At 66.4% G+C, this 25169-nt stretch carries 20 protein-coding genes and 1 pseudogene; 11 read left to right on the forward strand and 10 right to left on the reverse strand.

What is annotated here, in order from left to right; all coding sequences use genetic code 11:
- Window positions 1-48 precede the first annotated feature (48 nt).
- From ACT6S0_RS10750 to ACT6S0_RS10765, 4 genes are all read right to left on the reverse strand, one after another.
- Window positions 49-807 carry a hypothetical protein gene (locus ACT6S0_RS10750; RefSeq protein ID WP_444763883.1) on the reverse strand — a complete coding sequence of 253 codons (759 nt, stop codon included), beginning with the start codon at window positions 805-807 and terminating at the stop codon, window positions 49-51.
- 102 nt (window positions 808-909) lie between these two features.
- A complete protein-coding gene (locus ACT6S0_RS10755) occupies window positions 910-2205 on the reverse strand; it encodes an L-fuconate dehydratase (protein ID WP_444763884.1) in 1296 nt (431 codons plus the stop codon).
- A 7-nt stretch (window positions 2206-2212) separates the two neighbouring features.
- Window positions 2213-3067: an ureidoglycolate lyase gene (locus ACT6S0_RS10760; RefSeq protein WP_444763885.1), complete on the reverse strand. Its 855-nt coding sequence runs from the start codon at window positions 3065-3067 to the stop codon at window positions 2213-2215.
- A gap of 49 nt (window positions 3068-3116) precedes the next feature.
- Window positions 3117-3896, reverse strand: coding sequence for an SDR family oxidoreductase (locus ACT6S0_RS10765; protein WP_444763886.1), 780 nt, complete (start codon window positions 3894-3896; stop codon window positions 3117-3119).
- A gap of 363 nt (window positions 3897-4259) precedes the next feature.
- Between ACT6S0_RS10765 and ACT6S0_RS10770 the strand changes: the two genes are divergently transcribed.
- Window positions 4260-4466, forward strand: coding sequence for a hypothetical protein (locus ACT6S0_RS10770; protein ID WP_444763887.1), 207 nt, complete (start codon window positions 4260-4262; stop codon window positions 4464-4466).
- On the opposite strand, the gene ACT6S0_RS10775 is transcribed toward ACT6S0_RS10770, so the two are convergent.
- Window positions 4450-5481, reverse strand: a complete 1032-nt coding sequence (locus ACT6S0_RS10775; RefSeq protein ID WP_444763888.1) for a LacI family DNA-binding transcriptional regulator — start codon at window positions 5479-5481, stop codon at window positions 4450-4452. The genes ACT6S0_RS10770 and ACT6S0_RS10775 overlap by 17 nt on opposite strands.
- Window positions 5482-5963: 482 nt before the next feature.
- On the opposite strand from ACT6S0_RS10775, the gene ACT6S0_RS10780 reads away from it, so the two are divergent.
- From ACT6S0_RS10780 to ACT6S0_RS10805, 6 genes are all read left to right on the forward strand, one after another.
- Window positions 5964-6326: a hypothetical protein gene (locus ACT6S0_RS10780; protein ID WP_444763889.1), complete on the forward strand. Its 363-nt coding sequence runs from the start codon at window positions 5964-5966 to the stop codon at window positions 6324-6326.
- 100 nt (window positions 6327-6426) lie between these two features.
- Window positions 6427-7653: a TolC family protein gene (locus ACT6S0_RS10785; RefSeq protein ID WP_444763890.1), complete on the forward strand. Its 1227-nt coding sequence runs from the start codon at window positions 6427-6429 to the stop codon at window positions 7651-7653.
- 7 nt (window positions 7654-7660) lie between these two features.
- Window positions 7661-8209, forward strand: a complete 549-nt coding sequence (locus ACT6S0_RS10790) for a hypothetical protein (protein ID WP_444763891.1) — start codon at window positions 7661-7663, stop codon at window positions 8207-8209.
- Window positions 8209-9309 (forward strand): efflux RND transporter periplasmic adaptor subunit, encoded by a 1101-nt coding sequence (locus tag ACT6S0_RS10795; protein WP_444763892.1) that lies wholly within the window; start codon window positions 8209-8211, stop codon window positions 9307-9309. Before ACT6S0_RS10790 ends, ACT6S0_RS10795 begins: the two co-directional genes overlap by 1 nt.
- A 13-nt stretch (window positions 9310-9322) precedes the next feature.
- A complete protein-coding gene (locus tag ACT6S0_RS10800) occupies window positions 9323-12442 on the forward strand; it encodes an efflux RND transporter permease subunit (protein WP_444763893.1) in 3120 nt (1039 codons plus the stop codon).
- A gap of 27 nt (window positions 12443-12469) precedes the next feature.
- Window positions 12470-12850, forward strand: a complete 381-nt coding sequence (locus tag ACT6S0_RS10805) for a hypothetical protein (RefSeq protein WP_444763894.1) — start codon at window positions 12470-12472, stop codon at window positions 12848-12850.
- Window positions 12851-12958: 108 nt separating this feature from the next.
- Here ACT6S0_RS10805 and ACT6S0_RS10810 read toward each other — a convergent pair whose 3' ends face one another.
- The 4 genes and pseudogenes from ACT6S0_RS10810 to ugpQ all read right to left on the reverse strand — a co-directional run bounded on the left by ACT6S0_RS10810 (window position 12959) and on the right by ugpQ (window position 17657).
- The gene (locus tag ACT6S0_RS10810) at window positions 12959-14488 is read right to left on the reverse strand and encodes a BCCT family transporter (RefSeq protein ID WP_444763895.1); all 1530 of its coding nucleotides are present in this window, start codon (window positions 14486-14488) and stop codon (window positions 12959-12961) included.
- Between the two features lie 266 nt (window positions 14489-14754).
- A pseudogene (locus tag ACT6S0_RS10815) lies at window positions 14755-15117 on the reverse strand (methyl-accepting chemotaxis protein); the annotation flags it as partial.
- Between the two features lie 5 nt (window positions 15118-15122).
- Window positions 15123-16781, reverse strand: coding sequence for an RICIN domain-containing protein (locus tag ACT6S0_RS10820; protein ID WP_444763896.1), 1659 nt, complete (start codon window positions 16779-16781; stop codon window positions 15123-15125).
- A 141-nt stretch (window positions 16782-16922) separates the two neighbouring features.
- Window positions 16923-17657 carry a glycerophosphodiester phosphodiesterase gene (gene ugpQ, locus ACT6S0_RS10825; RefSeq protein ID WP_444763897.1) on the reverse strand — a complete coding sequence of 245 codons (735 nt, stop codon included), beginning with the start codon at window positions 17655-17657 and terminating at the stop codon, window positions 16923-16925.
- 49 nt (window positions 17658-17706) lie between these two features.
- On the opposite strand from ugpQ, the gene ACT6S0_RS10830 reads away from it, so the two are divergent.
- From ACT6S0_RS10830 to ACT6S0_RS10840, 3 genes are read left to right on the forward strand one after another with little or no spacing between them, the layout of a single operon-like run.
- Window positions 17707-21576, forward strand: coding sequence for a DUF3683 domain-containing protein (locus ACT6S0_RS10830; protein WP_444763898.1), 3870 nt, complete (start codon window positions 17707-17709; stop codon window positions 21574-21576).
- Window positions 21573-21935, forward strand: coding sequence for a 2OG-Fe(II) oxygenase (locus ACT6S0_RS10835; protein ID WP_444763899.1), 363 nt, complete (start codon window positions 21573-21575; stop codon window positions 21933-21935). Before ACT6S0_RS10830 ends, ACT6S0_RS10835 begins: the two co-directional genes overlap by 4 nt.
- Before the next feature lie 5 nt (window positions 21936-21940).
- Window positions 21941-22384 carry an HIT family protein gene (locus ACT6S0_RS10840; protein ID WP_444763900.1) on the forward strand — a complete coding sequence of 148 codons (444 nt, stop codon included), beginning with the start codon at window positions 21941-21943 and terminating at the stop codon, window positions 22382-22384.
- On the opposite strand, the gene ACT6S0_RS10845 is transcribed toward ACT6S0_RS10840, so the two are convergent.
- Window positions 22374-22877: a hypothetical protein gene (locus ACT6S0_RS10845; protein ID WP_444763901.1), complete on the reverse strand. Its 504-nt coding sequence runs from the start codon at window positions 22875-22877 to the stop codon at window positions 22374-22376. The genes ACT6S0_RS10840 and ACT6S0_RS10845 overlap by 11 nt on opposite strands.
- A 439-nt stretch (window positions 22878-23316) precedes the next feature.
- Here ACT6S0_RS10845 and ACT6S0_RS10850 point away from each other — a divergent pair, with 439 nt between their 5' ends.
- Entirely contained in the window at window positions 23317-25134 is a 1818-nt protein-coding gene (locus ACT6S0_RS10850) for a S8 family peptidase (RefSeq protein ID WP_444763902.1), read from the forward strand.
- Window positions 25135-25169: the final 35 nt, after the last annotated feature.

The raw sequence follows: 25169 nt of genomic DNA on the forward strand, positions 1-25169 counted from the left end.
GCCTCGACGAGGCCGCGCGACGGGTCAGGCGCTGGGCGAGTACGGCGCTCAGTGTGGGCGGCGGCGTCGGGCGATGGCGCCAACACCCAGCAGGCCGGTCAGCCACAGGGCGGCGGCTGCCGGCTCGGGCACGGGTGTCGCGAAGGAATCTGCGGAGGCCGTCAGACCGATTCGGAACTTGGCCCAGGTGTTGGCCTCGGCAGGGCTGGTCCAGCTGGCGGTCAGCGTGGCGGGTCCGCCGTACATCATGTCGCCGAAGACGACGGCTTCAGCGTAGTTGGCGGGCAGGCAGGTGTCGGTCGTGAAGTCGGTGCTGCACAGTTCGATGTACGCGTTGGCCTGCGACATCGCGCCATTGGCGAGGAAGCTGTCCAGCTTCAGGCTGACAGTGATGGTCGAGCCGGCTGCCACCAGGATCTGGTTGTCGATGACTTTGGCGAACGCCCAGCCGGCCTGTCCGCCGCTCACGTCGACCTTGGCCTGCGCGGTCACACCTTCCAGATGATTGCCGGAGGTTCTGGCGGTCATCGAGGCCATGGCCATCGAAGCACCGTCCATCACCGAGGAGCCCGTGGCACGACCATGCCAGGCCGTCGTGCCGTCGAGGAAGCTGGGATTTTGCAGGCCGACGCTAGTGCCGGCAGACTGAGGCTGCCAGTCCACCTCCACCGGGAGGTAATACCACCATCCACCATTCGCGACCGACAGAGTCACGTTCGAGACCTTGACCTCCGCCACATCGGCGGCGGCCAGTTGTGCAGCGGCAACCAGCGCCGCCCCCAGCGAGAGTTTGATTTTTCTGAGCATGTCGTGTCTCCGGCAGGGCACCTCTGGTGGTGCGTTTTTGGTAATACCAGTATCGTAAAATATTCACGTGGTCTTACCGGTGGAAACACCTACCAGGTGCGATCAATCGCTACGCTGCACCCCGACCGGGTGGCGGTACTGCGCCAGCGACGCAGGCTTCATCGTGATCGAGAAGCCCGGCGCCGTGGGCGGCATATAGGCTGCGCCACGCACCACGCAGGGATCGACGAAATGCTCGTGCAGGTGGTCCACGTACTCGATGACGCGGCCCTCGCGGGTGCCGGCGATGCAGAGGTAGTCGATCATCGACAGGTGCTGCACGTACTCGCACAGGCCCACGCCGCCGGCATGCGGGCACACGGGCAGGCCGTGCTTGGCGGCCATCAGCATGACGGCCAGGATCTCGTTGACACCGCCGAGCCGGCAGCTGTCGATCTGCACCACGTCGATGGCGCCGCGCATGATGAACTGCTTGAACAGGATGCGGTTCTGGCACATCTCGCCGGTGGCGACCCGCATGGGCGCGATGGCTTCACGGATGGCGCGGTGGCCCTCCACGTCGTCGGGGCTGGTGGGCTCCTCGATGAACCAGGGCTTGGCGAAGGCCAGGTCCTTGAGCCAGTCGATGGCCACCGGCACGTCCCAGACCTGGTTGGCATCGATCATCAACTGGCGCTCCGGCCCCAGCACCTCGCGGGCGATGCGCAGGCGGCGGATGTCATCCGCGCGGTCACGGCCGACCTTGAGCTTGACGTGGTTGAAGCCGGCGTCCACCGCCTCCTGGCACAGCCGACGCAGCTTGTCGTCGGGATAGCCCAGCCAGCCGGCGGAGGTCGTGTAGCAGGGGTAGCCCTCGCGCATGAGCGTGACCAGCCGCTCCGCCTTGCCTTCGGCGGCGCGGGTCAGCAGCGCCAGCGCCTCGTCGGGCGTGATGCAGTCGGTGATGTAGCGGAAGTCGATGCAGCGCACGAGTTCTTCCGGGCTCATGTCGGCCACCAGCTGCCACACCGGCTTGCCCTCGGCCTTGGCCCACAGGTCCCACACGGCGTTGACGACGGCGCCGGTGGCCAGGTGGATGGCGCCCTTGTCCGGCCCGATCCAGCGCAGCTGGCTGTCGGACGTGACATGGCGCCAGAAGCGGCCCATGTCGGCGGCGATCCAGCTCAGCTCCAGGCCGACGACGAGATGCCGCATGGCCTCGATGGCTTTGCAGCAGATCTCGTTGCCGCGACCGATGGTGAAAGTCAGGCCGTGGCCTTGGAGGCCGGGCTGGTCGGTCTCCAGGATGACGTAGGCGGCGGAGTAGTCCGGGTCGGGGTTCATCGCGTCCGAGCCGTCGAGGTGCTGGGACGTGGGGAAGCGCACGTCGACGGTGCGCAGGTTGGTGATGCGTGTCATGGCTGCGTTAGGCGGCGACGGTCTTCTGGGTCTGAACGCCCAGGCCTTCAATGCCCAGGCGCATGGTCTGGCCGGGCTTCAGGTAGAGCGGCGGCTTCTGCCCCAGGCCGACGCCGGGCGGCGTGCCGGTGGAGATGACGTCGCCTGGCTGCAGGCTCATGAACTTGCTGAGGTAGCTGACGATCTGTGCGACGTTGAAGACCATGGTGCGCGTGTTGCCGTTCTGGAAACGGCGGCCGTCGACCTCCAGCCACAGGTCAAGCTGCTGAGGGTCGGCCACCTCGTCGGCGGTCACCAGCCAGGGGCCGATGGGGCCGAAGGTGTCGCAGCCCTTGCCCTTGTCCCACTGCGTGCCTCGCTCCAGTTGCCATTCGCGCTCGGACACGTCGTTGATCACGCAGTAGCCGGCGACATGCTTCATGGCGTCGGCCTCCTCGATGTAGCTGCCGCCTTGGCCGATGACGACGCCGAGTTCGACCTCCCAGTCGGTCTTGACCGAGCCGCGCGGGATCCGGACCGCGTCGTCGGGGCCGCAGATGGCGCTGGTCCACTTGGCGAAAACCACCGGCTCGGTGGGCACCGGCAGGCCTGACTCGGCGGCATGGTCCGCGTAGTTCAGGCCGATGCAGATGAACTTGCCGACGCGGCCGACGCAGGGGCCGAGGCGCAGGTCCTGCTGCGGCGTGCCTTCGACCAGCGGCAGGGTGGCCGGGTCGAGGGCGCGCAGGCGTTCGAGGCCGGCGGGCGTGATCGCCTCACCGTCGATGTCGTCGACGTGCGCGCAGAGGTCGCGCACGTGGCCGTCGCCGTCGAGCAGGCCGGGGCGTTCCTGGCCCGGGGGGCCATAGCGAAGGAGTTTCATGGGTGGTTCTGTTGTGGGCGTGAAGAGGGGCGTGCAGGACGGGGTGAGCTCAGATCGTCACTCCGCCGTCCACGCTGATTGCCTGGCCGGTGATGAAGCGCGAGGCGTCGCTGAGCAGGAAGACGACCAGCGGCGCAATGTCTTCCACCGTCGCCAGTCGGCCCATGGGCTGGCGGGCGATGAAGTCCTTCTCGGCCTGCTCAGGGTCGGCCGCTGCGGCGATGCGGCCGCGCAGTGAAGGGGTGTCCACCGTGCCGGGGCACAGCGCATTGCAGCGCAACCCCTGCTTGACGTAGTCGGCGGCCACTGCCTTGCTCAGCCCGATGACGGCGGCCTTGGTCGTGCCGTAGGCGAAGCGGTTCGGGAAGCCCTTCACCGACGAGGCCATGGATGCCATGTTCAGCACCGCGGCGCCGCCGCCCGTGCGCTGCGCTTGGGCGAGCATGCCGGGCAGGAAGGCGCGCAGCGTGCGCAGCATGCTCTTCACATTCAGGTCCATGCTGAGATCCCAGGCGGCCTCGTCGCAGTCCAGCACGCTGCCGTGGTGCACAACACCGGCGCAGTTGAACAGGCCATGCAAGGGCGCAAGCTCCGCAGCCAATGCCTGGACGGCCGAGGTGTCGAGCACGTCCAGGATTGTGGTGCGCAGGCGAGCAGGGTGGCTGGCTTCGGCCATCAGGCTTGCCAATGCATCCGCCTGGATGTCGCTGGCGATCACGTCGGCGCCGGCGGCCAAGCAGGCCAGGGCGCTAGCTCTTCCAATCCCCTGCCCCGCGGCAGTAATGAGGATGGTCTTGCCTTCTAAGTTGGCTGGGATGGAGGGCGTCATGTCCGATCGATTCAATTGGACTGACCAGTTTACGCGGAATGGATAAAAAAGAGGTCGCGTCAGGTCGAAACAATGTTTCGGTAATACCGCCTCAGGAGGGCCCGTGGACGACGTGGGACGCGCCACCTGCGCGCACGAGCGCTCTCGAAATCGCTCAGCACGCAGCGCGGGTTTGCATGCTCCGGCGTGCTGATGGGCTGCGGCGGTACGGCCGGCATTGAAGGCGTCCGCTACGCCCATTGGGGCTTGCCCTAGGCCATCTTTGGGACGAAGAAATTATTCTCTGCAACGTGAACTAGCGTTAATTCACTTGCGAGGTTGTCCATTGGTTGCTGCCCTCAATGGGACTAACAAAGAACTGCTATGACTGGACCCAATACCTTCCTGGCGGACCTGATTCGAGGTATTGCCGCTTCCGCACCACCAAGTGTGGAGGACGGCTTCTTTGAAAGTCAGGGCGTTTTCAGCCACGATCCGCTCGGCTTCTTCGAATCATCCGAGGTTGCGGGCGACCGGGGGCAGGAGCCTCAGGCTGGACGTGATCGCGCCCTGATCAGCGGGGCGGCGTAAGCGTCGCACGCTGCACGAACTCGGTGGGCAGCACGACGTTGCCTGACCGCTGCCACTGGCCACTCTCACGTTTGGCGTCAATCTGTTCCATCAACACCTCCATCGCTCGCCTGCCCATTGCATGCAGCGGCTGGCGAACGGTGGTCAAGCGCGCCGCGCGTGCGAACCAGATGTCATCAAACCCCACGACCGAGACGTCCTCGGGTACTCGCAGCCCCTGCTCTGAGAGCGCCTGAATGCACCCGAGCGCGATGGCGTCGTTCCCGCAGAAAACCGCCTGCACCCTGGGCGCACCACGCTGCCGACGCAGCCAGTCAAGCATGGCGTCGCGACCCCCGTCGGTATTGAACGAAGAACGGATAACGTGCCCCTCAGGGGGCTCCAAGCCCGCAGCTTCATAGGCGCGGCGGTAACCCGCCAGTCGCCGCTCAGCGCCGAGCAATCCTGCGGGACCACCGACGTGAAGAATCCTTCGATGGCCCATCGCCAGCATCTGGCTCACGGCTTCAAAGGATCCCACCTCCTCTTCGGGCTCCAAATTCACGACATTGTCGAGAGCGCTTTCGGAGTGCAAGCTGACGATCGGGATGTGTTTGGGCATCCAAGCGGAGGAGCCCGCGCCAAGGTAGGGCGCAACGAGGATGAGGCCGTCAATGCGGCCGTCGCATACCTCGGCGATTCTGAGTTGGGCCTCTTCCCAGCCCCGCAGCATGAAAACCGCCGCAGTCTGTTGGCTGGTGGTCGCGATTTCAATGATCCCGCCAAAAACCTCCATGAAGTAGAGGTTTGCGTCCTCCTTCCAGTGACTTGCAACGATGCCGACAGCATTCGCTCGACCATTCGCCAAGGCGCGTGCCGCAGCGTTCGCGCGGTAGTTCAATCGTTCGGCAGCCGCTACGACGCGCGCGCGCGTCTCCGCCGACGTTCTCGTGGCTGATTTCGCACCGTTGAGTACGACGGACGCCGCCATCACGGAAACATTGGCCTCGCGGGCAACATCGGCCAGCGTGGCCATATCGCTGCGACGACGAGGCTTTATGGGAGTCGGTGGCGAAGCGTCGGAAATCGAATCGGGCACAGATGTGGCAAAAGGTCCGTCGTTTCGCCGCGAACTTGCGGCAGACGCCCTTGGGCGTGCGACTTTAGCAGTGAGGGTCCATGGAACATTGCTCGTCGCGATTGACGCCACCATGCCCGCGCTGGCGCGGCAGCCTCGTGGCTGAGCCCGTCGTCATGGGTGGGAGCCGTCCGGCTGCTGTGTGATGCCGGCGGGTTCGAGCCCGTCCCCGGCCATGGAGATCGTGGCGATGGCCTACGGACGCCAGAAAGCCGCAGCGACGTGCGGTGTCCACGGGCCGCCAGGCGCGAAGCGCTCCCCGCTTTGCCGCGCAGCACGAGCGCAAGCCGTGCAGCCGCTCCCAGTGGCGCAGACCGTGAAGCGGTTCATTGCCAGCGCGAAATGATCTGGGTTGCCGAACGACTAGACTCCTCCCAGCCATGCGTCGCCTCTTCCTCATCTTCATGATGGTGCTGCTGCCCCTCCAATGGAGCTGGGCTGTCGCCGGGAGCGTTTGCGAGCATGAGCCGAACGGCACCCACTTCGGCCATCACCAGCACGAGCATCAGGCCGCACTGGACACGGCTGCTGGCCACGCTGATGACGACGGCGGCGCGGATGCCCTGTCCGTCAACCATCCGGATTGCGAGGCCTGCCACGGCCTTTGCGCCGGCATCGTCTCCAGCGCTGTCGACTCGGGCCCCGCATGGGCTGCCGATCAGCCCACACCGGCCTACGACCGCTACCTGCCCGACCCACCGGTCGGCAGCCTGCTTCGCCCGCCTGTAGCTCGCGTCGCCTGACAGGCTGACGAGGCGGATCTGCCGGCGCCCAACAGCGCCGCCCCTCGTCGGGTTTCTGACTGCGAGCACCGCTGCTCGCCTGCATGACGAGATCTTTCCGATGAGAACCCGACACTGGGCTTGGCCCGGCGTTCTGGCAGCCACCGCCTTGTTGTGGGCGTCGCCAGGCCTGGCCCAAGCGCCATCTCCCATCAAGCTGGGATTTGACGCTGCGTGGGCCCGCAAGCCAGAGCAGCGCGCGGCGCCGCTGCGCCAGGAAGCCGCTGCAGCGGCTGCGGCCGCAGCCAGCCGCTGGACGCCCGAACCGCCCGCGCTGGAGATGGGCGCGAGAACCGACCGCATCACGCGCAACGACGGCGCACGCGAGTACGACGCGACAGTCGCCGTGCCGTTGTGGTTGCCCGGCGAGCGCCCCCGGGCCCGGGCCGCAGCTGCCGCTGGCGCCGCGTTGCTCGACCAGCAGCTGCTCGCCTGGCAATGGCGCCTGGCCGGCGAGGTGCGTGACGCCTACTGGGCGTATCAGCGCACGCGCATCGACCAGCAGCTTGCGCAGCAGCGCCTGGCCGGTGCGCAACAAATGGCAGCCGACGTGTCCCGTCGCGTCCAGGCCGGCGACCTCGCGCGCGCTGACGGCCACGCGGCAGACGCTGCCGCTGCCGCCGCCGAAAGCGCCCTCGCCGAGGCGGGTGTGGCCATGACGGACGCCGCCCAAGCGTGGAACGCGCTGACCGGCTTGCCGCTTGTAGGTGGCGATGACGGGGGCGTTGCCGAGCGTCTGCCCGACGGCGATCCGCCGAGGCATCCCGCCCTTGCGGAGCTGTCCGCCAAGGCGGAATTGGCACGTCGACAGCGCGACCTGGCTGTCGTGCAGTCGCGCCCCAACCCGGAGCTGACCGTCGGCGCCGCTCGCGAACGCGGCGGCCTTGGCGAGCGCCACAGGCAGAGCGTTCTTGTGGGTGTTCGCATTCCGCTCGGCCAGTCCGGCGCCAGCGAGTCACGCATCGCCACGGCGGGTGCCGACCTGCTGGAGGCGCAGAGCCAGCTGGAGATCGAAGAACAACGGGTTCGATCGCAGGCCCATGCTGCCAGGGCCCGCGTCACCGCGCTGGAGAACGCCCACGCGGCTGCCGAACGGCGCGCCGACCTGGCCCGTGAATCGCGGCGCTTCTTCGACAAGGCCTTCCGCCTCGGCGAGACCGACCTGCCGACCCGCCTACGCATCGAATTTGATGCCGTAGAGGCCGAGCGCCAGGCGGCCCGCAGCCGCGTCGAACGCGACGCCGCCGTCTCCCACCTTCGCCAGGCCGTGGGGCAATTGCCCGAGTGAGCAAGACATGAATCTCATGATGAACAAGACATCGCATCGGGCCCTCGCGCTGGCCCTCGCCATGCTGTGTGTCCCCGCGCTGTCCGCTGACGGCCACGACCGCGGTCCCACGTCCAACGCAGCAGCACCCGCGTTGCCACGCGTCACCGCTTCCTCCGAGCTGTTCGAACTGGTCGGTGTCGCGAAGGGCGGGCTGCTGACGGTCTACCTGGACGGCTTCGCCGACAACGTGCCGGTGAAGGGCGCCAGGTTGGATCTTGAAGTCGGCGGCGCGAAAGTCGCATTGAAGGAAGTCGCCGATGGTGAATTCGAAGGGTCGATCGCGCAAGCATTGAGGCCTGGCCTTACGCCGGTGACTGCCACCGTCACGGCCGGCGCTGAGGTCGACATCCTGGCCGGCGAGTTCGACGTGCAAGCTGACGGCGCCGTAGCGGCCCGTTCGCCGTTCTGGAAGGAGTCCCTGGGCTGGGCGCTGGCCGCGGGCGCGGCGCTGCTTGCCCTGGGGTGGATTGCCCGCGGCGCCTGCGCCGCACGCCACGCGGGCGGTGCTGCGTGATGCGCCGCAACCTGCTCCCCTTCATGCTGTTCGCCGCAGCCACCGCCTGGGCCGCTGGCGATCATGGCCACGACCATGGCGACTCCGGCCCGGCCGCCACAGCCAATGGCCCCAGCCGACTGCCCGATGGCAGCGTCTTCCTGCCCAAGCCTGCGCAGCGTCAGATGGGCGTGCGAACGATGCGGGTGGAGTTGGCCGACCTGGCGCGCACCGTCGAGCTATCGGGACGCGTGCTGATGGACCCGAATGCTGGCGGCAAGGTGCAGGCCACGACGGCCGGCCGCATCGAGGCCGGCCCAAAGGGGCTTCCCTCGCTCGGCCAGGCCGTGCGCAAGGGCGAAGTGCTGGCTTATGTCGCCGCGTCCGCAGCGCCAATCGAGCGGGCCAACTTTGCGGCGCAGCTCGCTGAGCTGCGCGCCGGTCGGGACTTGGCCGCCAAACGACTCGCACGCCTGAAGGACCTCGTTGATACGGTGCCGCGCAAGGAGATCGAGGCGGCAGAGTCCGAGCTGGCCAGCCTGTCGGCGCGAGCCTCTGCGGTCAGCGCAGGCCTTGGAGCGCGTGAGGCGCTGGTGGCCCCGGTCTCTGGCGTCATCGCGTCGGCGCAAGCCGCGGCAGGCCAGGTCGTGGATGCGCGCGAGCTTGTCTTCGAAGTGGTCGATCCGTCGAGGCTGAACGTGGAGGCGCTGGCTTTCGACGCCGCGTTGGCGGGCGATGTCGCCGGCGCGAGCCTGGCCGTGGGGTCGACGCGCGTGCCGCTGCAATTCATCGGCGCCGCGCGTTCGCTGCGCGAGCAGGCGCTGCCGTTGAGCTTCCGTGCACAGGGCACGGCGTTGTCGTCTCTGTCATTGGGGCAGCCCGTCAAGGTGCTCGTGCAGACCCGCACGACGCTGAAAGGCATGGCCGTGCCGGCAGCGGCGCTGATGAAGAACCCGTCCAACCAGACCGTTGTCTGGGTCAAGACAGCACCGGAGAAGTTCGAGCCGCGTGTCGTCGCGGCCGAACCGCTGGACGGTTTGAGCGTCGCCGTGACGTCCGGATTGAAACCGGACGACCGCGTGGCGACGCAGGGCGCCACGCTCATCAACCAGATCCGCTGAAGGAAGCCGCACCATGTTCAAGTGGCTTCTGGCCAGCAGCCTGGCCAACCGGTTGCTCGTCCTCGTCGCTGGCGTCGCGCTGATGGCGTATGGCGCGTGGACGCTGTCGCGTACGCCGGTTGATGTGTTCCCCGACCTCAACAAGCCCACGGTCACGCTGATGACCGAGGCGGGCGGCATGGCCGCCGAGGAGGTCGAGCAGCTCATCACCTTTCCGCTCGAAACCACGATGAATGGTCTGCCGGGGGTGGAGACCATCCGCTCGGTGTCGTCGGCGGGCCTGTCCTTCGTCTATGTGACCTTCGATTGGCCAACCGACATCTTCCGTGCGCGTCAGATGGTGTCGGAGCGGCTCACGTCCATGGAGGAGGGCCTGCCGGAAGGCGTCGTGCCCCACATGGGGCCGATCAGTTCCATCATGGGCGAGATTCTGCAGATCGCGATCCCGGTCGACACGGCGAACATGTCTCCCATGGCGGTGCGGGAGTACGCAGACTGGGTGCTGCGGCCTCGGTTGATGGCGGTGCCGGGCGTTGCCCAAGTCATCCCAATCGGTGGCGAAGTGCGCCAGTTCCAGGTCCAGCCCGACACGCGCCGCATGGCCGAGCTGGGCGTCACCCAGGAGCAGATGGGCGCAGCGCTGAAGGGCTATTCGTCCAACACGGCGGGCGGCTTTCTGGAGCTGAACGGGCGTGAGTACCTGATCCGCAACATCGGCCGCACGTCGCGCCTGGATGACCTGAAGAACCTGGCGCTGACGGCCAGAAACGGCCAGCCCATCCTGATGCGGCAGATCGCCGAGGTGACCTTCGCTGCGGCGCCAAAGCGCGGCGACGCCGGCTTCGAGGGCAAGCCGGCCGTCATCCTTGGCATCCAAAAGCAGCCCAGCGCCGACACCCTCGCGCTCACGCGGAGCATCGAGGAAGCCCTGGCGGGCATGAAGACTTCGCTGCCCGCCGGCATGGCGGCGCCACGCGTGACCTTCCGCCAGGCCAGCTTCATCGAGGCCTCCATCGACAACCTGAAGTGGAAGCTGGCCGGCGCAGCGGTGTTCGTCGCGGCGATCCTGTACTTCTTCCTCGGCACGCTGCGGCCCACGGTCATCGCGTTGACGGCCATCCCCGTGTCGATCTTCATCACGGCACTGGTGTTCAAGTACTTCGGCCTGTCCATCAACACAATGACGCTAGGCGGCCTGGCGATTGCCATCGGCGGGCTGGTGGACGACGCCGTGGTGGACGTGGAGAACGTCATGCGCCGCATGAAGGAGGCGCTGGCCAAGCCCGAGTCCGAGCGGCCTGGGGTGCTGGAGCTGGTGTCCGTGGCGACGATCGAGGTGCGCTCGGCCATCCTGTACGCGACGGTCATCATCGTGCTGGTGTTCGTGCCGCTGTTCGCGCTGCCGGGCATGGAAGGCAGGCTCTTCATTCCGCTGGGTATCGCCTTCATCGTCTCGACACTGGCCAGCCTGGTCGTGTCGGTGACGGTGACGCCGGTGCTGTCATCGCTGCTGCTGCCGGGCATGAAGTCACTGGTGCATGGCGACACGAAGCTGCTGGCCTGGCTGAAGCACCACTATGCGAGCGGCCTGCAAAGGGTGCTAACCCACCCGAAGCGCGCGCTGGCCGTCGGCGGTGTGGCGGTGTTTTTGTCGCTGGCAGCGGTGCCGTTCTTTCCGACGAGCTTCCTGCCGCCCTTCAACGAGGGGACGCTGATGGTGGGTATCCGTTTGAACCCCGGGGTGACGCTGGCCGAGACGGCGGCGCTGGCACGCCAAGCCGAAGTGCTCATCAAACAGGTGCCAGAAGTGACGCATGTAGGCCGTCGCAGTGGCCGCGCGGAGATGGACGAGCATGCCGAGGGCGTGCATGTCAGCGAGCTGGACATCGGCCTGAAGCCGACGGGCGAGCTGCAACGTCCGATCGCTGCAATTTCGGCGGACATCCGCGCCAGGCTTGCCAATATGCCGGCCGCCATCTCCATCGGCCAGCCCATCTCGCACCGCATCGACCACATGCTGTCGGGCGTGCGCTCGCAGATCGCCATCAAGATCTTTGGCGAAGACCTGGACACCCTGCGTGGCCAGGCGGACGTGCTGCGCGCCCGGCTGGCAGCCATCCCAGGTCTGGCCGACCTGGAGATCGAGAAGCAGGTGCTGGCGCCGCAGATCAAGGTGCGCATCGACTACGGCGCCGCCGCGCAATACGGCGTGCCGGCGCCGCAGGTGCTGGCCCATCTGCAGGGACTGGTCGAGGGCGAACGCATCACGCAGATCGTCGAGGGCGGCCGTCGCTTCGCGCTGGTCGTCAAGCTGCCCGAGTCCGCCCGCTCCGCAAGCGGGCTGCAAGACATCATGATCGAGACGCCCACTGGCCGCGTGCCGCTGTCCAAGATCGCCAGCATCGAGGACAGCGACGGACCCAACCAGATCAGCCGCGACGACGGCAAGCGCCGCATCGTGCTATCAGCCAACGCCCAGGGCCGCGCGTTGTCGGAGATCGTGGCCGACATCCGCCGCGTCGTCGCCGAGACAAAACTGGCGGAGGGTTACTTCGTGACGCTCGGCGGACAGTTCCAGGCGCAGGAGCAGGCGTCCCGGCTCGTCGGCCTGCTGTCACTGGTCTCGCTGACGCTGATGTTTGTCGTGCTCTACAGCCGCTACCAGTCCATGCGCCTGTCGCTGCTCATCATGGCGAACATTCCGCTTGCGCTGGTGGGGGCGGTGGTGGGGCTGTGGCTGTCGGGGCAGCCGCTGTCCATAGCGGCACTCGTGGGCTTCGTGACACTTGCCGGCATCTCGGTGCGCAACGGCATCCTCAAGGTCAGCCACTACATCAACCTGATGCGTTTCGAGGGAGAAGGCTTCGGCGTGAGGATGATCACCCGCGGCTCGCTCGAACGCCTGGCACCGGTGTTGATGACGGCGCTCGTCACCGCTTTCGCGCTCGCGCCGCTGCTGTTCGAGGCCGAGCAGCCCGGCACCGAGATCCTGCATCCCGTGGCGGTGGTGATCTTCTCGGGCCTCATCAGCGCCACGCTGCTGGACACCTTCCTGACCCCTGCCATGTTCTGGCTCTTCGGACGCGTCGACGCCGAGCGCCTGCAGAAGACGCCGAACGCGGAAGCACTTTGACCCCTTCCCCCATCGAAAGGAAACACCATGAAACGCAAGCTCCTCGCCCTGTCCGCCGCGGCCGCGCTTGGCGGCGCCAGCACCCTCGCTCTCGCTGGCGGCAACCACCAGCCGATGAAGGGTGGCATCGTTGCGCCCGGCAAGGCGGCCGACTACGAGCTGGTGGCCAAGCCCACGGTGCTGCAGCTCTATGTGCAAGACCACGGCAGCAAGCTGCGCGACGTGTCCAAGGCCAGCGCCAAGCTCACGCTGCTTGCCGGCAAGGAGAAGCAAGAGGTGGATCTGAAGCCGGCCGGCGACAAGCTGGAAGCCACCGGCGCGTTCAATGTGGCCCCGGGCACCAAGGTCATCGCAGTCGTCACCGATGCTGGCAAGCCGTTGGGCACCGCGAGATTCGTACTCAAGTGACACGGCCCACCGCCGCTTGGCGGCCAGCCGGGCGACGCAGAATTCGCCGAAGCTCGGCGCCTGCATCCCTCCGTGCAGTGGCTGCCGACTTCGGCGGGCCATGTGTGGCTATGGCTGGGTGGATCTGTCCACCATCTCGCGCATGCGCCGACGCAGTGCCCGGTCGCGCCGCTGCTCCTCATTCCAGTCGTCGCGCACGCCGCGCCACAGGGCCACCGCCATCAGGATGATCACCAGCGTGAAGGGCAGCGCAAACACGATGGTTGCGGTCTGCACTGCCTTGACGCCCCCGGCCAGCAAGAGGGTAATGGCCATACCCGACACCAGGGCACCCCAGACGAGCTTGACGCGCGCGCTGGGGTTGGACTTGCCGCCGGTGCTCATCATTCCCAGAACCAGCGTGGCGGAATCGCCCGAGGTCACGAAGAACACCAGCACCAGCACCGTCGCCATGCCCGACAGCAGCCCGCCCAGGGGCAAGGCGTCGAACATCACGAACATGGCGGTGGAAACATCGGCCGCCACGGCCTCTGCAATCGGAAGACCCTGCGCGATCTCTTGGTTCAGAGCGGTGGCGCCGAATACCGAGAACCATGCAAACGCCGCCAGGGTTGGCGCCAATACCGTGCCCAAAATGAACTCGCGAATCGTGCGACCCCGCGAGACACGCGCGATGAACAGGCCCACGAACGGTGACCAGCTAACCCACCACGCCCAATAGAACACCGTCCAACCGCTGACCCAGTTGCTGTCGCGGAAGGGCGTCATGCGCAGGCTCATGCGCACGAGCTCACTCGCATAGCTGCCCAGCGTGCTGGTGAAGGTGTCGATGATCGTGACTGTCGGGCCCATGACGAAAACAGCCAGTGTCAGCAGGGCGGCCAAGGTCAAGTTGAGGTTGGACAGCCACTTGATGCCTTTGCTGACTCCTGTGACGGCCGACGCGAGGAACAGCACGGTCGTCACCAGGATGATGCCCACCTGCGAGGTGCTGCTCACGGGCAGGCCGGTCAGCGAGTACAGGCCACTGTTGATCTGCAAGGCACCCATGCCGAGCGATGCAGCCACGCCGAACGCCGTTGCGATCACCGCGAGAACGTTGGCTGCTGGGCCGAGCCGCTTCAGCGGCGCCCACGGCAGTGACTGCACGGCTGTACTGACCAGGGCCGAACCGCCCTTGCGGAACTGGAAGAACGCGATCGCCAGCGCCACGACGCTGTAGACCGCCCACGGATGCAGCCCCCAATGAAAGAAGCTGTAGCGCATCGCCGCGTTGGCGGCCTCGGGGGTTGCGGGCGCAATGCCGGGTGGTGGGTTGCCGTAGTGGGAAATCGGCTCTGCCACGCCCCAGAACACCAGGCCTATGCCCATGCCGGCCGCGAAGAGCATCGCGAACCACGATCCCAGCGAGAACTCCGGCTCATCGTCCTCCAGGCCAAGCTTCAGATCGCCGTAGCGACTGAACGCCAGCACCACGGCCAGCACGACGAGGCCGAGCACGATCCACAGGTAGAGCCAGCCAAAGTCGCGCGTGATGACGCTCAGCAGTGTGTCGAACACGCTCCCGAGCGATGCGGGGTCTATGGCGCCCCACACGACAACCATCAGAATGAGACCGGCCGAGACGATGAGCTGCATGAGCGTTCCTTCGGTGAGGCATGTTAGGGGCGGTCTTCATAGTGCGCCGTGCGGGGCGTTGGCCGAGTGTGCACAGGCAAGCACAGCAGACTCAGGCCGCATAGGAGCCAACAGCAGACGAGCGCGAGTTGTTGGCACGAGCGCCAGCGCCCCGCCAAAGCGCCTGTGAGCGACGCGCGTCACCGACAGGCATTGGCGTCAATGTCTCTGACCGGCGCGTGCGTTCAGCTGGCCCCTTTTGAGGGCACGCCCCTGCTCCTCCCGGCCTATCGCTGCTGCGCAACCGTGAAGGCTGCCATGGTTAGCACCAACTGCTGTGCTTGCATCCTCAGGCTTTCCGAAGCGGCCGCGCTTTGCTCCACCAGCGCTGCGTTCTGCTGCGTGCCTTGATCCATCTGCCCGACGGCTTCGCCGACTTGGGCGACGCCCGCACCCTGTTTCGCGCTGGCAGCACTGATCTCCTCCATGATGCTGGTGGCTCGCTGAATCGAGCTCACCACATCGACCATCGTGACGCCAGCTTGGTCAACGAGCACATTCCCCTGCTCGACCCGCTCGACGCTGTCGGAGATCAAAGACTTGATCTCCTTGGCCGCCTGCGCGGAACGGCCAGCCAGGCTGCGCACGAGCTGTCTCAGATCGGCCCACTCTGAACCGTCCATGACTGGTGATCGTTGAAAACCAGCATGTTTGGCGCGGCGTTTACAGCTTCTGACAGGTTTTGCGAGCGCTCGACCTCCACGACGAACAAAGGCATCGCAGCGTTGCCGATGGTCCCCGTCGCTGGCGATTCAGGTGCAGGTGGCTTCGGCAACTTCCACTGCTGGTTCGTGCCGCCATGAAAGTTCCACATCACCAACCGGTGATTGTTCAGGTCGAAATCCAGCGCTTTCTTTGAGCCCCTGTTGATCAGGGCGTCGCCCTGCTCGGCGCGATACACCATCCATTCCTGGGTGGGATCTTCCGCGTTGAGCGGCTGTTGGGAGATCATGTCCTCCCGAGCCGTCAATGCCCTGCCGCTCTGCCGATTGACCAACCAGGCCGAGTCCTCAGTGAGCTCAAGCCGCACTACATAGTTTCGACCCCAGAGTTCGCGCTCACCAGGGCTCGTGGGCACACCGAGCACCGCGTCGGTGGTCAGCGAAACGGTGAGCGGCGCGTCGTTCACCATGACGCTTCTGGAGAACTCGAAGCCTTCGGTGCCCCGTTCCTCCTGCGCCCTGAACACCGCAGCACTCCCTGATACCTCTGGCAAGAAGGCCATCCGGTTTGCCCCGGCCGTTCGCACGTTCCAGAGGAACGTGCCCAGGAGCTGACCAGTGGCTTTGATGCGGAGGTCCAAACAGAGCTCTATCGGCAGCACGCTCACGGGCCCGGCGGTGTTCGTCAGCACAAAGCCGACTTCCGCTGCCTCACTCATGTCGACATAGTGACCGTTCACCGTGCGACCCTTGCGCTGCGGCTTGAGGAAATCGTGCCAGTCCGTAGGAGCTGACGGGCTGTGGGCGTCCCACAGCGTGTCAATTCCGAGGTAGGACACTCGCCACTGCAAGTCATGCGATGTCAGGTTCATCATCGCCACGCCGCCCGTCACGCGGCTGAATCGGTTGGCGACCTGGTTTGCGACGAACGCAAACGCTGCCACTACGCCGAACGCCCGGAACCCAAGGCGGATAAGTCGCAGGGCCTTGCCGAACTTGACGAGCGCGCCGCCGACCTGCATGCCCCCTTCCACTTCGCGAGCGACTGCACCTGCATCGCCGGCAAGATTTTCCATCGCGACCGCGACGTCTTGGGCCACCAAGCGCGCAACGGCTCGAGCGAGTGCCTTCTGCAGCAAGAGGCCCACGCTTTCGACGACGATCTCCGCCACAGCCGCCGTCCAGGCGATGTTGTCCACCACGACTTCCACATGTTGCATGAAGGTCGTCAGCGCACCTGCCGAGTTCTGCAGCATGACGGTGACCGTGCCACGTCGAGGGACCGCCTCACCAGGGCGTTCTTCGTGCACGGGGAGGTCGACCGATACGGTCGCGTAGTGGTCAACGCCATCGACTGCAATGGACGCCATGCGCGTCGGCTTGCCGTCCATGATTGCGCGACCCCAATGTCGGCCCGGCTTGGACAACTCGTGCATGAGGGTCGCGAGGCTCGCTCTCTTGCGCTGCCACTCTCGGGTGCGCCGCGGATCGTGGCGTATCTCGCGCCGCAGCCGCTTTATCTCGGGTGTCAGTCCTACCCAGTTCCCGTAGTCGATCTGCGCTTGTCCGACGGACACATTGATGCTTCCCATGGCGCTCTCCAGTTAGGCGTCGTGGCGTCCTGCGCCACGCCATCCCTAACGAACTGATGAGGGCCACCTGTCACGGATGCACCGGGTATCCCTAGATTCAACAGCCCCGGATCTTGCGAATCGCCAGCAGCTGAGAAACGACTAGTTGCCGCCCAGTCGATTCACGGCATCAGTGATGATCCCGTCGATGCCGTCCGTGATCAGCCGTCGGGCGACGTCTGCGTCATTGACCGTGTAGACGAGCGCCCGCCGGCCCTGGGCATGCAGGCGCTCGATCAGCGCCGCGTCCATCAGGCGCCAGTTCGTGATGACGGCGACGACGTCGAGCGCCTCGGCGGCGGCTTGCCAACCGTCCCAGAGCCGGTCCAGCAGCAGCGCCCGGGGCAGGGCGGGGGCCGCGATACGGGCGCCCTCCAGCGACTCGGTCTTGAACGAGCTCAGCAGCGGCGGCAAGGCACTGCCGGCCCAGAGGCGCTTGGCCTCGCGCGCGGCCACTTCGCCGGTCAGGCGCTCGACGCCGGGACAGGGCTTGATCTCGATGTTCAGCGCACAGCCGTTGGCCTGGCAGAAGGTGGCAACCTGCGCCAGGCGGGGCAGGGGCTCGGCGGCGAAGGGCGGGCTGTGCCAGGTGCCGGCGTCCAGGCGCGCCAGGTCGGCCCAGTCGAGGTCGGCCGGCGAGCCGCTGCCGCTGGTGGTGCGCGCCAGCGTGTCGTCATGCAGCAAGAAGGCTTCGCCGTCCCGGCTGAGCTTGACGTCACATTCGAAGGCTCGGTAGCCAAGACCTGCGCCGACGCGGAATGCGGCCAGGGTGTTCTCAGGGGCGAGCTTGCCCGCGCCGCGATGCGCAAGCCACAAGGGGTAGGGCCAAGTCTGCATGCCCTTGATTCTGCGCGGCAAACCCCCTGCGATACGATCCTTTCCCTCTATGAATGCCCCGCATCCCCTGATGCCGGCCGCCGCTGACGCGCCCGACACACTCCACGCCAGCGACCTGCCTCGCCTGCGCGAAATTCCCTATAACTACACATCGTTCTCGGACCGCGAGATCGTCATCCGGCTGCTCGGCTCCCGGGCCTGGGAGCTGCTGGACATGCTGCGCGGAGAGCGGCGCACCGGCAGGTCCGCGCGCATGCTGTACGAGGTGCTGGGCGACATCTGGGTGGTGCAGCGCAACCCTTATCTGCAGGACGACCTGCTGGACAACCCCAAGCGCCGCGGCCAGTTGATCGAGGCGCTGCATCACCGCCTGTCCGAGGTGGAAAAGCGCCGCGATGCGGGCGCCGATGCGCAGCGCGACGCGGCGGTGGGCGAGCTGCTGCAGGCGGCGCGCACCGCGGTGGCGGACTTCGCGACGATGTTCGAACGCGTGGCGGTGCTGCGCAAGCGCGCGTCCAAGGCGCTCGCCAGGCACACGGCCAAGGACAACATCAAGTTCGACGGTCTGTCGCGTGTGTCGCATGTGACCGACGCGACCGACTGGCGCGTCGAGTACCCCTTCGTCGTGCTGACGCCCGACACCGAGGCCGAGATGGCCGGGCTGGTGGGCGCGTGCTTCGAGCTGGGCCTGACCGTCATTCCGCGCGGCGGCGGCACCGGCTACACAGGTGGCGCGATCCCGCTGGTGTGGAACAGCGCCGTCATCAACACCGAGAAGCTCGAAGCCCTGCGCGGCGTCGAGATGCTGCAGCTGCCGGGACTTGACCGGCAGGTGCCGACCATCTTCAGCGAGGCCGGCGTCGTCACGCAGCGCGTGGCCGATCTGGCCGAGGCCAACGGCTTCGTCTTCGCCGTGGACCCGACCTCGGCCGAGGCCAGCTGCATCGGTGGCAATGTCGCGATGAATGCCGGCGGCAAGAAGGCCGTGCTGTGGGGCACCGCGCTCGACAACCTGGCCTCCTGGCGCATGGTGACGCCCGAGGCCAAGTGGCTGGAGGTGGTCCGCCTGAACCACAACCTCGGCAAGATCCACGACGTGGAGGTGGCCAGCTTCGAGCTGCGCTATTTCGACGCGTCGGGCACCAAGCTCGAGAGGACCGAGCGCCTGGACATCCCCGGCAGCGTCTTCCGCAAGGAGGGCCTGGGCAAGGACGTGACGGACAAGTTCCTCGCTGGCCTGCCAGGCATCCAGAAAGAAGGCTGCGACGGCCTCATCACCAGCGCGCGCTGGATCGTGCACAAGATGCCGGCCCATGTGCGCACGGTCTGCCTGGAGTTCTTCGGCAACCCCAAGGACTGCGTGCCCAGCATCGTCGACATCAAGGACTACATGTTCTCGATCGCCGACACCGGTGTGCTGCTGGCCGGCCTGGAGCACCTGGACGACCGCTACCTCAAGGCGGTGGGCTACGCCACCAAGAGCAAGCGTGGCGGCTTGCCGAAGATGGTGCTGGTGGGCGACATCGTCGGCGACGACGCCGATGCCGTGGCGCGCGCCACCAGCGAGGTCGTGCGCCTGGCCAATGGCCGCTCGGGCGAGGGCTTCGTCGCCGTCAGCCCGGATGCGCGCAAGAAGTTCTGGCTCGACCGCAAGCGCACTGCGGCCATCAGCAAGCACACCAACGCGTTCAAGGTGAACGAGGACGTGGTGATCCCGCTGCACCGCATGGGCGAATACACGCTGGGCATCGAGCGCATCAACATCGAGCTGTCGCTGCGCAACAAGCTTGAACTTGTGACGGCGCTGCAAGGGCTGTTCACGACCGGCAAGCTGCCGCTGGGCAAGAGCGACGACGCCGGCGACATTCCCAGCGCCGAGTTGCTGGAGGATCGCGTGCAGCAGGCGCTTGCGCTGCTGCGCGAGGTGGGTGGGCTGTGGCAGGGGTGGCTGGACGGCATCGACACCGGATTCTTCGAGGGCCTGCAGACCCACGAATTGCGCGCGTCGTGGAAGTCGCAGATCCTCAAGCCCCTGCAGCTCATCTTCAACGGCGCCGCCTTCGAGCCGCTGCTGGCCGAGTGCCGGCGCATCCACAAGGAAGTGCTGCGCGGCCGCGTCTGGGTGGCCCTGCACATGCATGCCGGCGACGGCAATGTGCACACCAACATCCCTGTCAACAGCGACAACTACGAGATGCTGCAGACGGCCCACGCCGCCGTGGCGCGCATCATGACGCTGGCGCGCTCGCTGGACGGGGTCATCTCCGGGGAGCATGGCATCGGCATCACCAAGCTGGAGTTCCTGACCGACGACGAGCTGGCCAACTTCACGGCCTACAAAAAGCGTGTCGACCCGGAAGGCCGCTTCAACAAGGGCAATTTGCTGAGAGATGCCGCGCATCCGGCCGACCTGCGCAATGCCTACACGCCGTCCTTCGGCCTGATGGGGCATGAGTCGCTGATCATGCAGCAGAGCGACATCGGGGCCATCCGCGATTCGATCAAGGACTGCCTGCGCTGCGGCAAGTGCAAGCCTGTCTGTGCCACCCATGTGCCGCGCGCCAACCTGCTCTACAGCCCGCGCAACAAGATCCTCGCGACCTCGCTGCTGATCGAGGCCTTCCTGTACGAGGAGCAGACGCGCCGCGGCGTGTCGATCAAGCACTGGCAGGAGTTCGAAGATGTGGCCGACCACTGCACGGTCTGCCACAAGTGTGAAAGCCCGTGCCCGGTCAAGATCGACTTCGGCGACGTGACGATGAACATGCGCAATCTGCTGCGCAAGATGGGCCAGAAAAGCTTCCGGCCTGGCAACGCCGCGGCCATGTTCATGCTGAACGCGACCAACCCGCAGACCATCAAGCTGGCGCGTGCGGCGATGGTGGACGTCGGCTTCAAGTTGCAGCGTTTTGCAGTGGACCTGTTCAAGCCGGCCGGCCGCAAGCAGACGAACCAGCCCCCGTCGACGCATCACCTCGGGCCTGTCAAGGAACAGGTCATCCACTTCATCAACAAGAAGCTGCCTGGCGGACTGCCCAAGAAGACGGCGCGGGCGTTGCTGGACATCGAGGACAAGGACTACGTGCCCATCATTCGCCCGCCCTCGCTGGGCAGCGAAACCGAGGCCGTGTTCTATTTCCCCGGCTGCGGCTCCGAGCGTCTGTTCAGCCAGGTGGGCCTGGCCACGCAGGCCATGCTGTGGCATGCCGGCGTGCAGACGGTGCTGCCGCCCGGCTACCTGTGCTGCGGCTATCCGCAGCGCGGCTCGGGCCAGTTCGACAAGGCCGAGAAGATGATCACCGACAACCGGGTGCTCTTCCACCGCGTCGCCAATACGCTGAACTACCTCGACATCAAGACCGTCGTGGTCAGCTGCGGTACCTGCTACGACCAGCTCCAGGGCTACAAGTTCGAGGACATCTTCCCCGGCTGTCGCATCATCGACATCCACGAGTACCTGCTGGAGAAGGGCATCACGCTGGGCTCCAAGACCAGCTACCTGTACCACGACCCCTGCCATTCGCCGATGAAGCTGCAGGAGCCGATGAAGACGGTCAAGGCGCTGGTGGGCGAGAACGTCGTCAAGAACGAGCGCTGCTGCGGCGAGAGCGGCACGCTGGGCGTGACCCGGCCCGACATCTCGACGCAGGTGCGCTTTCGCAAGGAAGAGGAACTGCGCAAGGCAGAGACGGCACTGCGTGAGGCCGGAAAGGTCGGAGCGCAGGAGAACCTGAAGATCCTGACCTCCTGCCCGAGCTGTCTGCAAGGTCTGAGCCGCTACGGCAACGACCTGCAAAACGGACTGCTGGAGGCGGACTACATCGTCGTCGAGATGGCCAACCAGATCCTCGGCCCGAACTGGATGCCCGACTACGTGGCCAAGGCCAATAACGGCGGTATCGAGCGGGTGCTGGTGTGACGTTGTCGGGCTACCTGCGCTGCGCCTTGCGGTGGCAGCGTGGGCGCCAGGGCAGCGGTTACGACAAGATGCTGTTGCTGACGGCGCCGTGGCCCCTACCGTTCGACAGCTACCTGATCCGCTATCCCGCCGGCAGCGCCGTTCCGCCCCACACAGATCCGGTGCAAGTCGGGCGTCACTACCGGCTCAACATCGTGCTGAAGAACTCACCGCGTGGCGGTGAGTTCGTTTGCGCCACACCCATCTGGCAGAGCCGGCGCATCAAACTCTTCCGTCCCGACGCCTGCGAGCACAGCGTCACGTGTGTGGAAGGCGGCAGCCGCTATGTGCTGTCTGTCGGCTGGGTCTTGAAAGGCTGAATCGAATGAACTGTCCGCTGTGCACCACCGACGGCGGCCTCGTCGTTGCCCGCATGCCGCAGTTTCGCGTCGTGCGCGTCATTGATGGCGACGAGGCGCGCCGTTTCCCCGCCTTCTACCGCCTGATCTGGAAGGACCATGTCGCCGAGTTCAGCGACCTCCCGGTCACCGATAGACACGCCAGCATGGACGCTGTCACCGAGATCGAGCGGGTTCTAAGGTCTTTGCTGGTGCCGACCAAGGTCAATATTGCAAGCTTGGGCAATGTCGTGCCGCACCTGCACTGGCACGTCATCGCCCGCTTCGACTGGGACAGCCACTTTCCGGCGCCGGTCTGGGCCGCCGCCCAGCGCGACGAGGTCGCTGGCGGCGCTGCGGCGCGGCTCGGGCTGCCGCTACAGGTGCTGGATACGGCGGTGGCCCAGGCGCTTCAGGGGCTCAACGGCTGAACAGGGCGATGCGCGAGCCGGATTGCTTTGCCTTGGCGTACCGCGCATGGCTGTCAGGAGCGTCCGGGTCAATGAAGTCGACGCTGAAGCTGTAGATCTGCGTGCCGCTGGCGGACTGCTGGCCGCAGTCCAGGCGGTTCACCGCGTTGCGCACCTGGCCCGCGACTTTGTTGGAAATCCCCTTTGCTTCGACGCCGCCGACCTCGCCGTTCTCGATGGCGAACTGCACCTGGACCTCGCCGGAGCGGGCCTCGCGCAGCCAGGTCATGCTGAGTGCGTCTTGCAGCTGGTCCTTGATGTCCTTGCAGTTGGCCTGCACGTCGTAGCGGATAGGCGCTTCGACAACGCGGCCGCTGATCTCGACGCGACCCATCTCTTCGGTTTGGGCCAGTGCGGGACCGGCGGTAAGGGTCAGCGAGATGATGCAGGCCAGGCCCGCGAACAGGCTGTTGAGGGACGGTGTGCGTTGGGCGATCGAGTAGCGATTGGACATGACGAGCTCCTTGGGGTTGGGTCCGGAAATCGACGTGAATGACGTCGACCTGTGCTCAGGCTAGGTGCCCGACTGAGCGGGCCCAAGGAGCAAGCGATGAGTTGCCGGTGGCAGGCGACGACTCGCTGAAAACTGCAGCTGAATTGCCCCCGGCACGAATCACGCGTTTGAGCGTGTGCGTGCCATTCGTCACGGGGGTTGTCATCCGTGGTTCCCCGCTCGGGTGACTTCTGTCACTGCGGCTGGTGACAAGCCCGCCTTCGTGCGACGAACACACTGCGTTCCGCTTCGGATGGCGCCTGGCCGGTGGTGTGATGTGGGAGCTGTTGGGATGACGAGCCCGACCGGCAAGCTGAAAAAAAACGGCGGCGCTTCGCGTGGAGATCCCATGGGCCGAGCCGGTCGCCGTCCGCCACGGCGAATTTTCGGAACCACCAAGATGAGTTTTGTTTTTGCGAACCAGAGAACCCTGCTCGCGTTGGCCTGCAGCCTCGCCGCGGCGGGCGCAGCCCAGGCCGGCGTTTCCAGCGCCCAAGTCGATCAGGGCCTCGCCAGCATCGTGCAGCGCGCAGCACCCGTCACCGACCGATTGATCATCGGCTACCGCGACGCGGCCGAGGCCGATGCCACCGATGCCCGCGTGCTGCGCGCCCGCAGCGTCGCTGCGCACACCATGTCGGCTCGCGAGGCCGCACTGAACGCGGTGCTTGCACTGCGCGGTGCCAGGGCCGGCCTGATGCGCCAGATGGGCACTGGCGCCCACGTGTTCAAGCTCGACAAGGCGCTGTCGCACAGCGACCTGCAACGCGTCGCGGCGGAACTGCAGGCCGCCGACCCCAACATCGCCTACGCGGAGCCCGACCGCAAGATGTACCCGCTGCTGACGCCCAACGACACGAGCTACAACTCGCAGTGGGATCTGTACGAGAACACCGGCGGCATCCGCGCACCGGCCGCGTGGGACCTGGCGACCGGCTCCGGCGTTGTCGTCGCGGTCCTTGACACCGGCATTCGCCCGCATGCCGATCTGTCAGGCCAACTGGTCGCAGGCTACGACATGATCAAGGACACCGCCGTCTCCAACGACGGCAACGCCCGCGACAGCGACCCGAGCGACCCTGGCGACTGGACCAACGCCAACCAATGCCAGGCGGGCGATCCGGCCAGCAACTCCAGCTGGCACGGCACGCACGTCGCCGGCACCATCGCCGCGCGCACCAACAACGGCGCCGGCATCGCAGGCATCGCGTTCAACGCCAAGCTGCAGACCGTGCGCGTGCTGGGGACCTGTGGCGGCTACACGTCCGACATTGCCGACGGCATGATCTGGGCCTCCGGCGGCACCGTCAGCGGCCTGCCCGCCAACGCCACGCCAGCCAAGGTGCTGAACCTGTCACTCGGCGGCGGCGGCAGCTGCGACACGACGTCGCAGAACGCGATCAACAGCGCCCGCTCGCGCGGCAGCGTCGTCGTCGTGGCCGCCGGCAACGAGAACCAGAACGCCAGCAACTCCAACCCGGCCAACTGCTCCGGCGTCATCGCCGTGGCGGCGACGGACCGTAACGGCGCGCGGGCCTACTACTCCAACTACGGCAACGTCGTCGCGCTGGCCGCACCTGGCGGCGACGTGCGCTCGTCGGCCAGCAACGGCATCCTGAGCACGCTCAACGCCGGCACCAAGGCGCCTGGGGCGGACAGCTACGCCTATTACCAGGGCACGTCCATGGCTGCGCCGCACGTGGCCGGCGTCGCCGCGCTGATGCTGAGCGCCAAGCCCAGCGCAACGCCGGACCAGATCAAGGCGGCCCTGCAGAGCAGCGCGCGCGCCTTCCCGGGCAGCTGCTCGGGCTGCGGCACGGGCATCCTGAACGCGCAGGCGGCGGTCCAGGCCATCACCGGCACCCAGTTGCCAACGGTCAACGAGACCGAGTCCAACGGCACGATCGGTACGGCCAACACCGTGTCGGCACCGGCCAACGTGGCGGGCAGCATCGGCTCCAGCAGCGACACCGACTACTTCAAGGTGACACTGCCGGCCGGCAAGACGCTGAGCGCAACGCTGAGCATGGGCAGCACGCCGGACTTTGACCTCTATGTGAAGAACAGCGCGGGCACCACGCTGGCCAAGAGCGAGAGGGCGGCCGGCCTGACAGACAGCACCTCGTATGCGAATGGCGGCTCCGGCGCCATCACGCTGTACGTGCAGGTGTTGCGCTACAGCGGTACGGGCGCGTATACGCTGAAGCTGGAATGGTGAGCGGCAAGCCAGGTCGCTGAATGAAGAACGGGGCC

This window comes from Roseateles sp. (assembly GCF_052436255.1).
Taxonomy (GTDB): domain Bacteria; phylum Pseudomonadota; class Gammaproteobacteria; order Burkholderiales; family Burkholderiaceae_C; genus Pelomonas.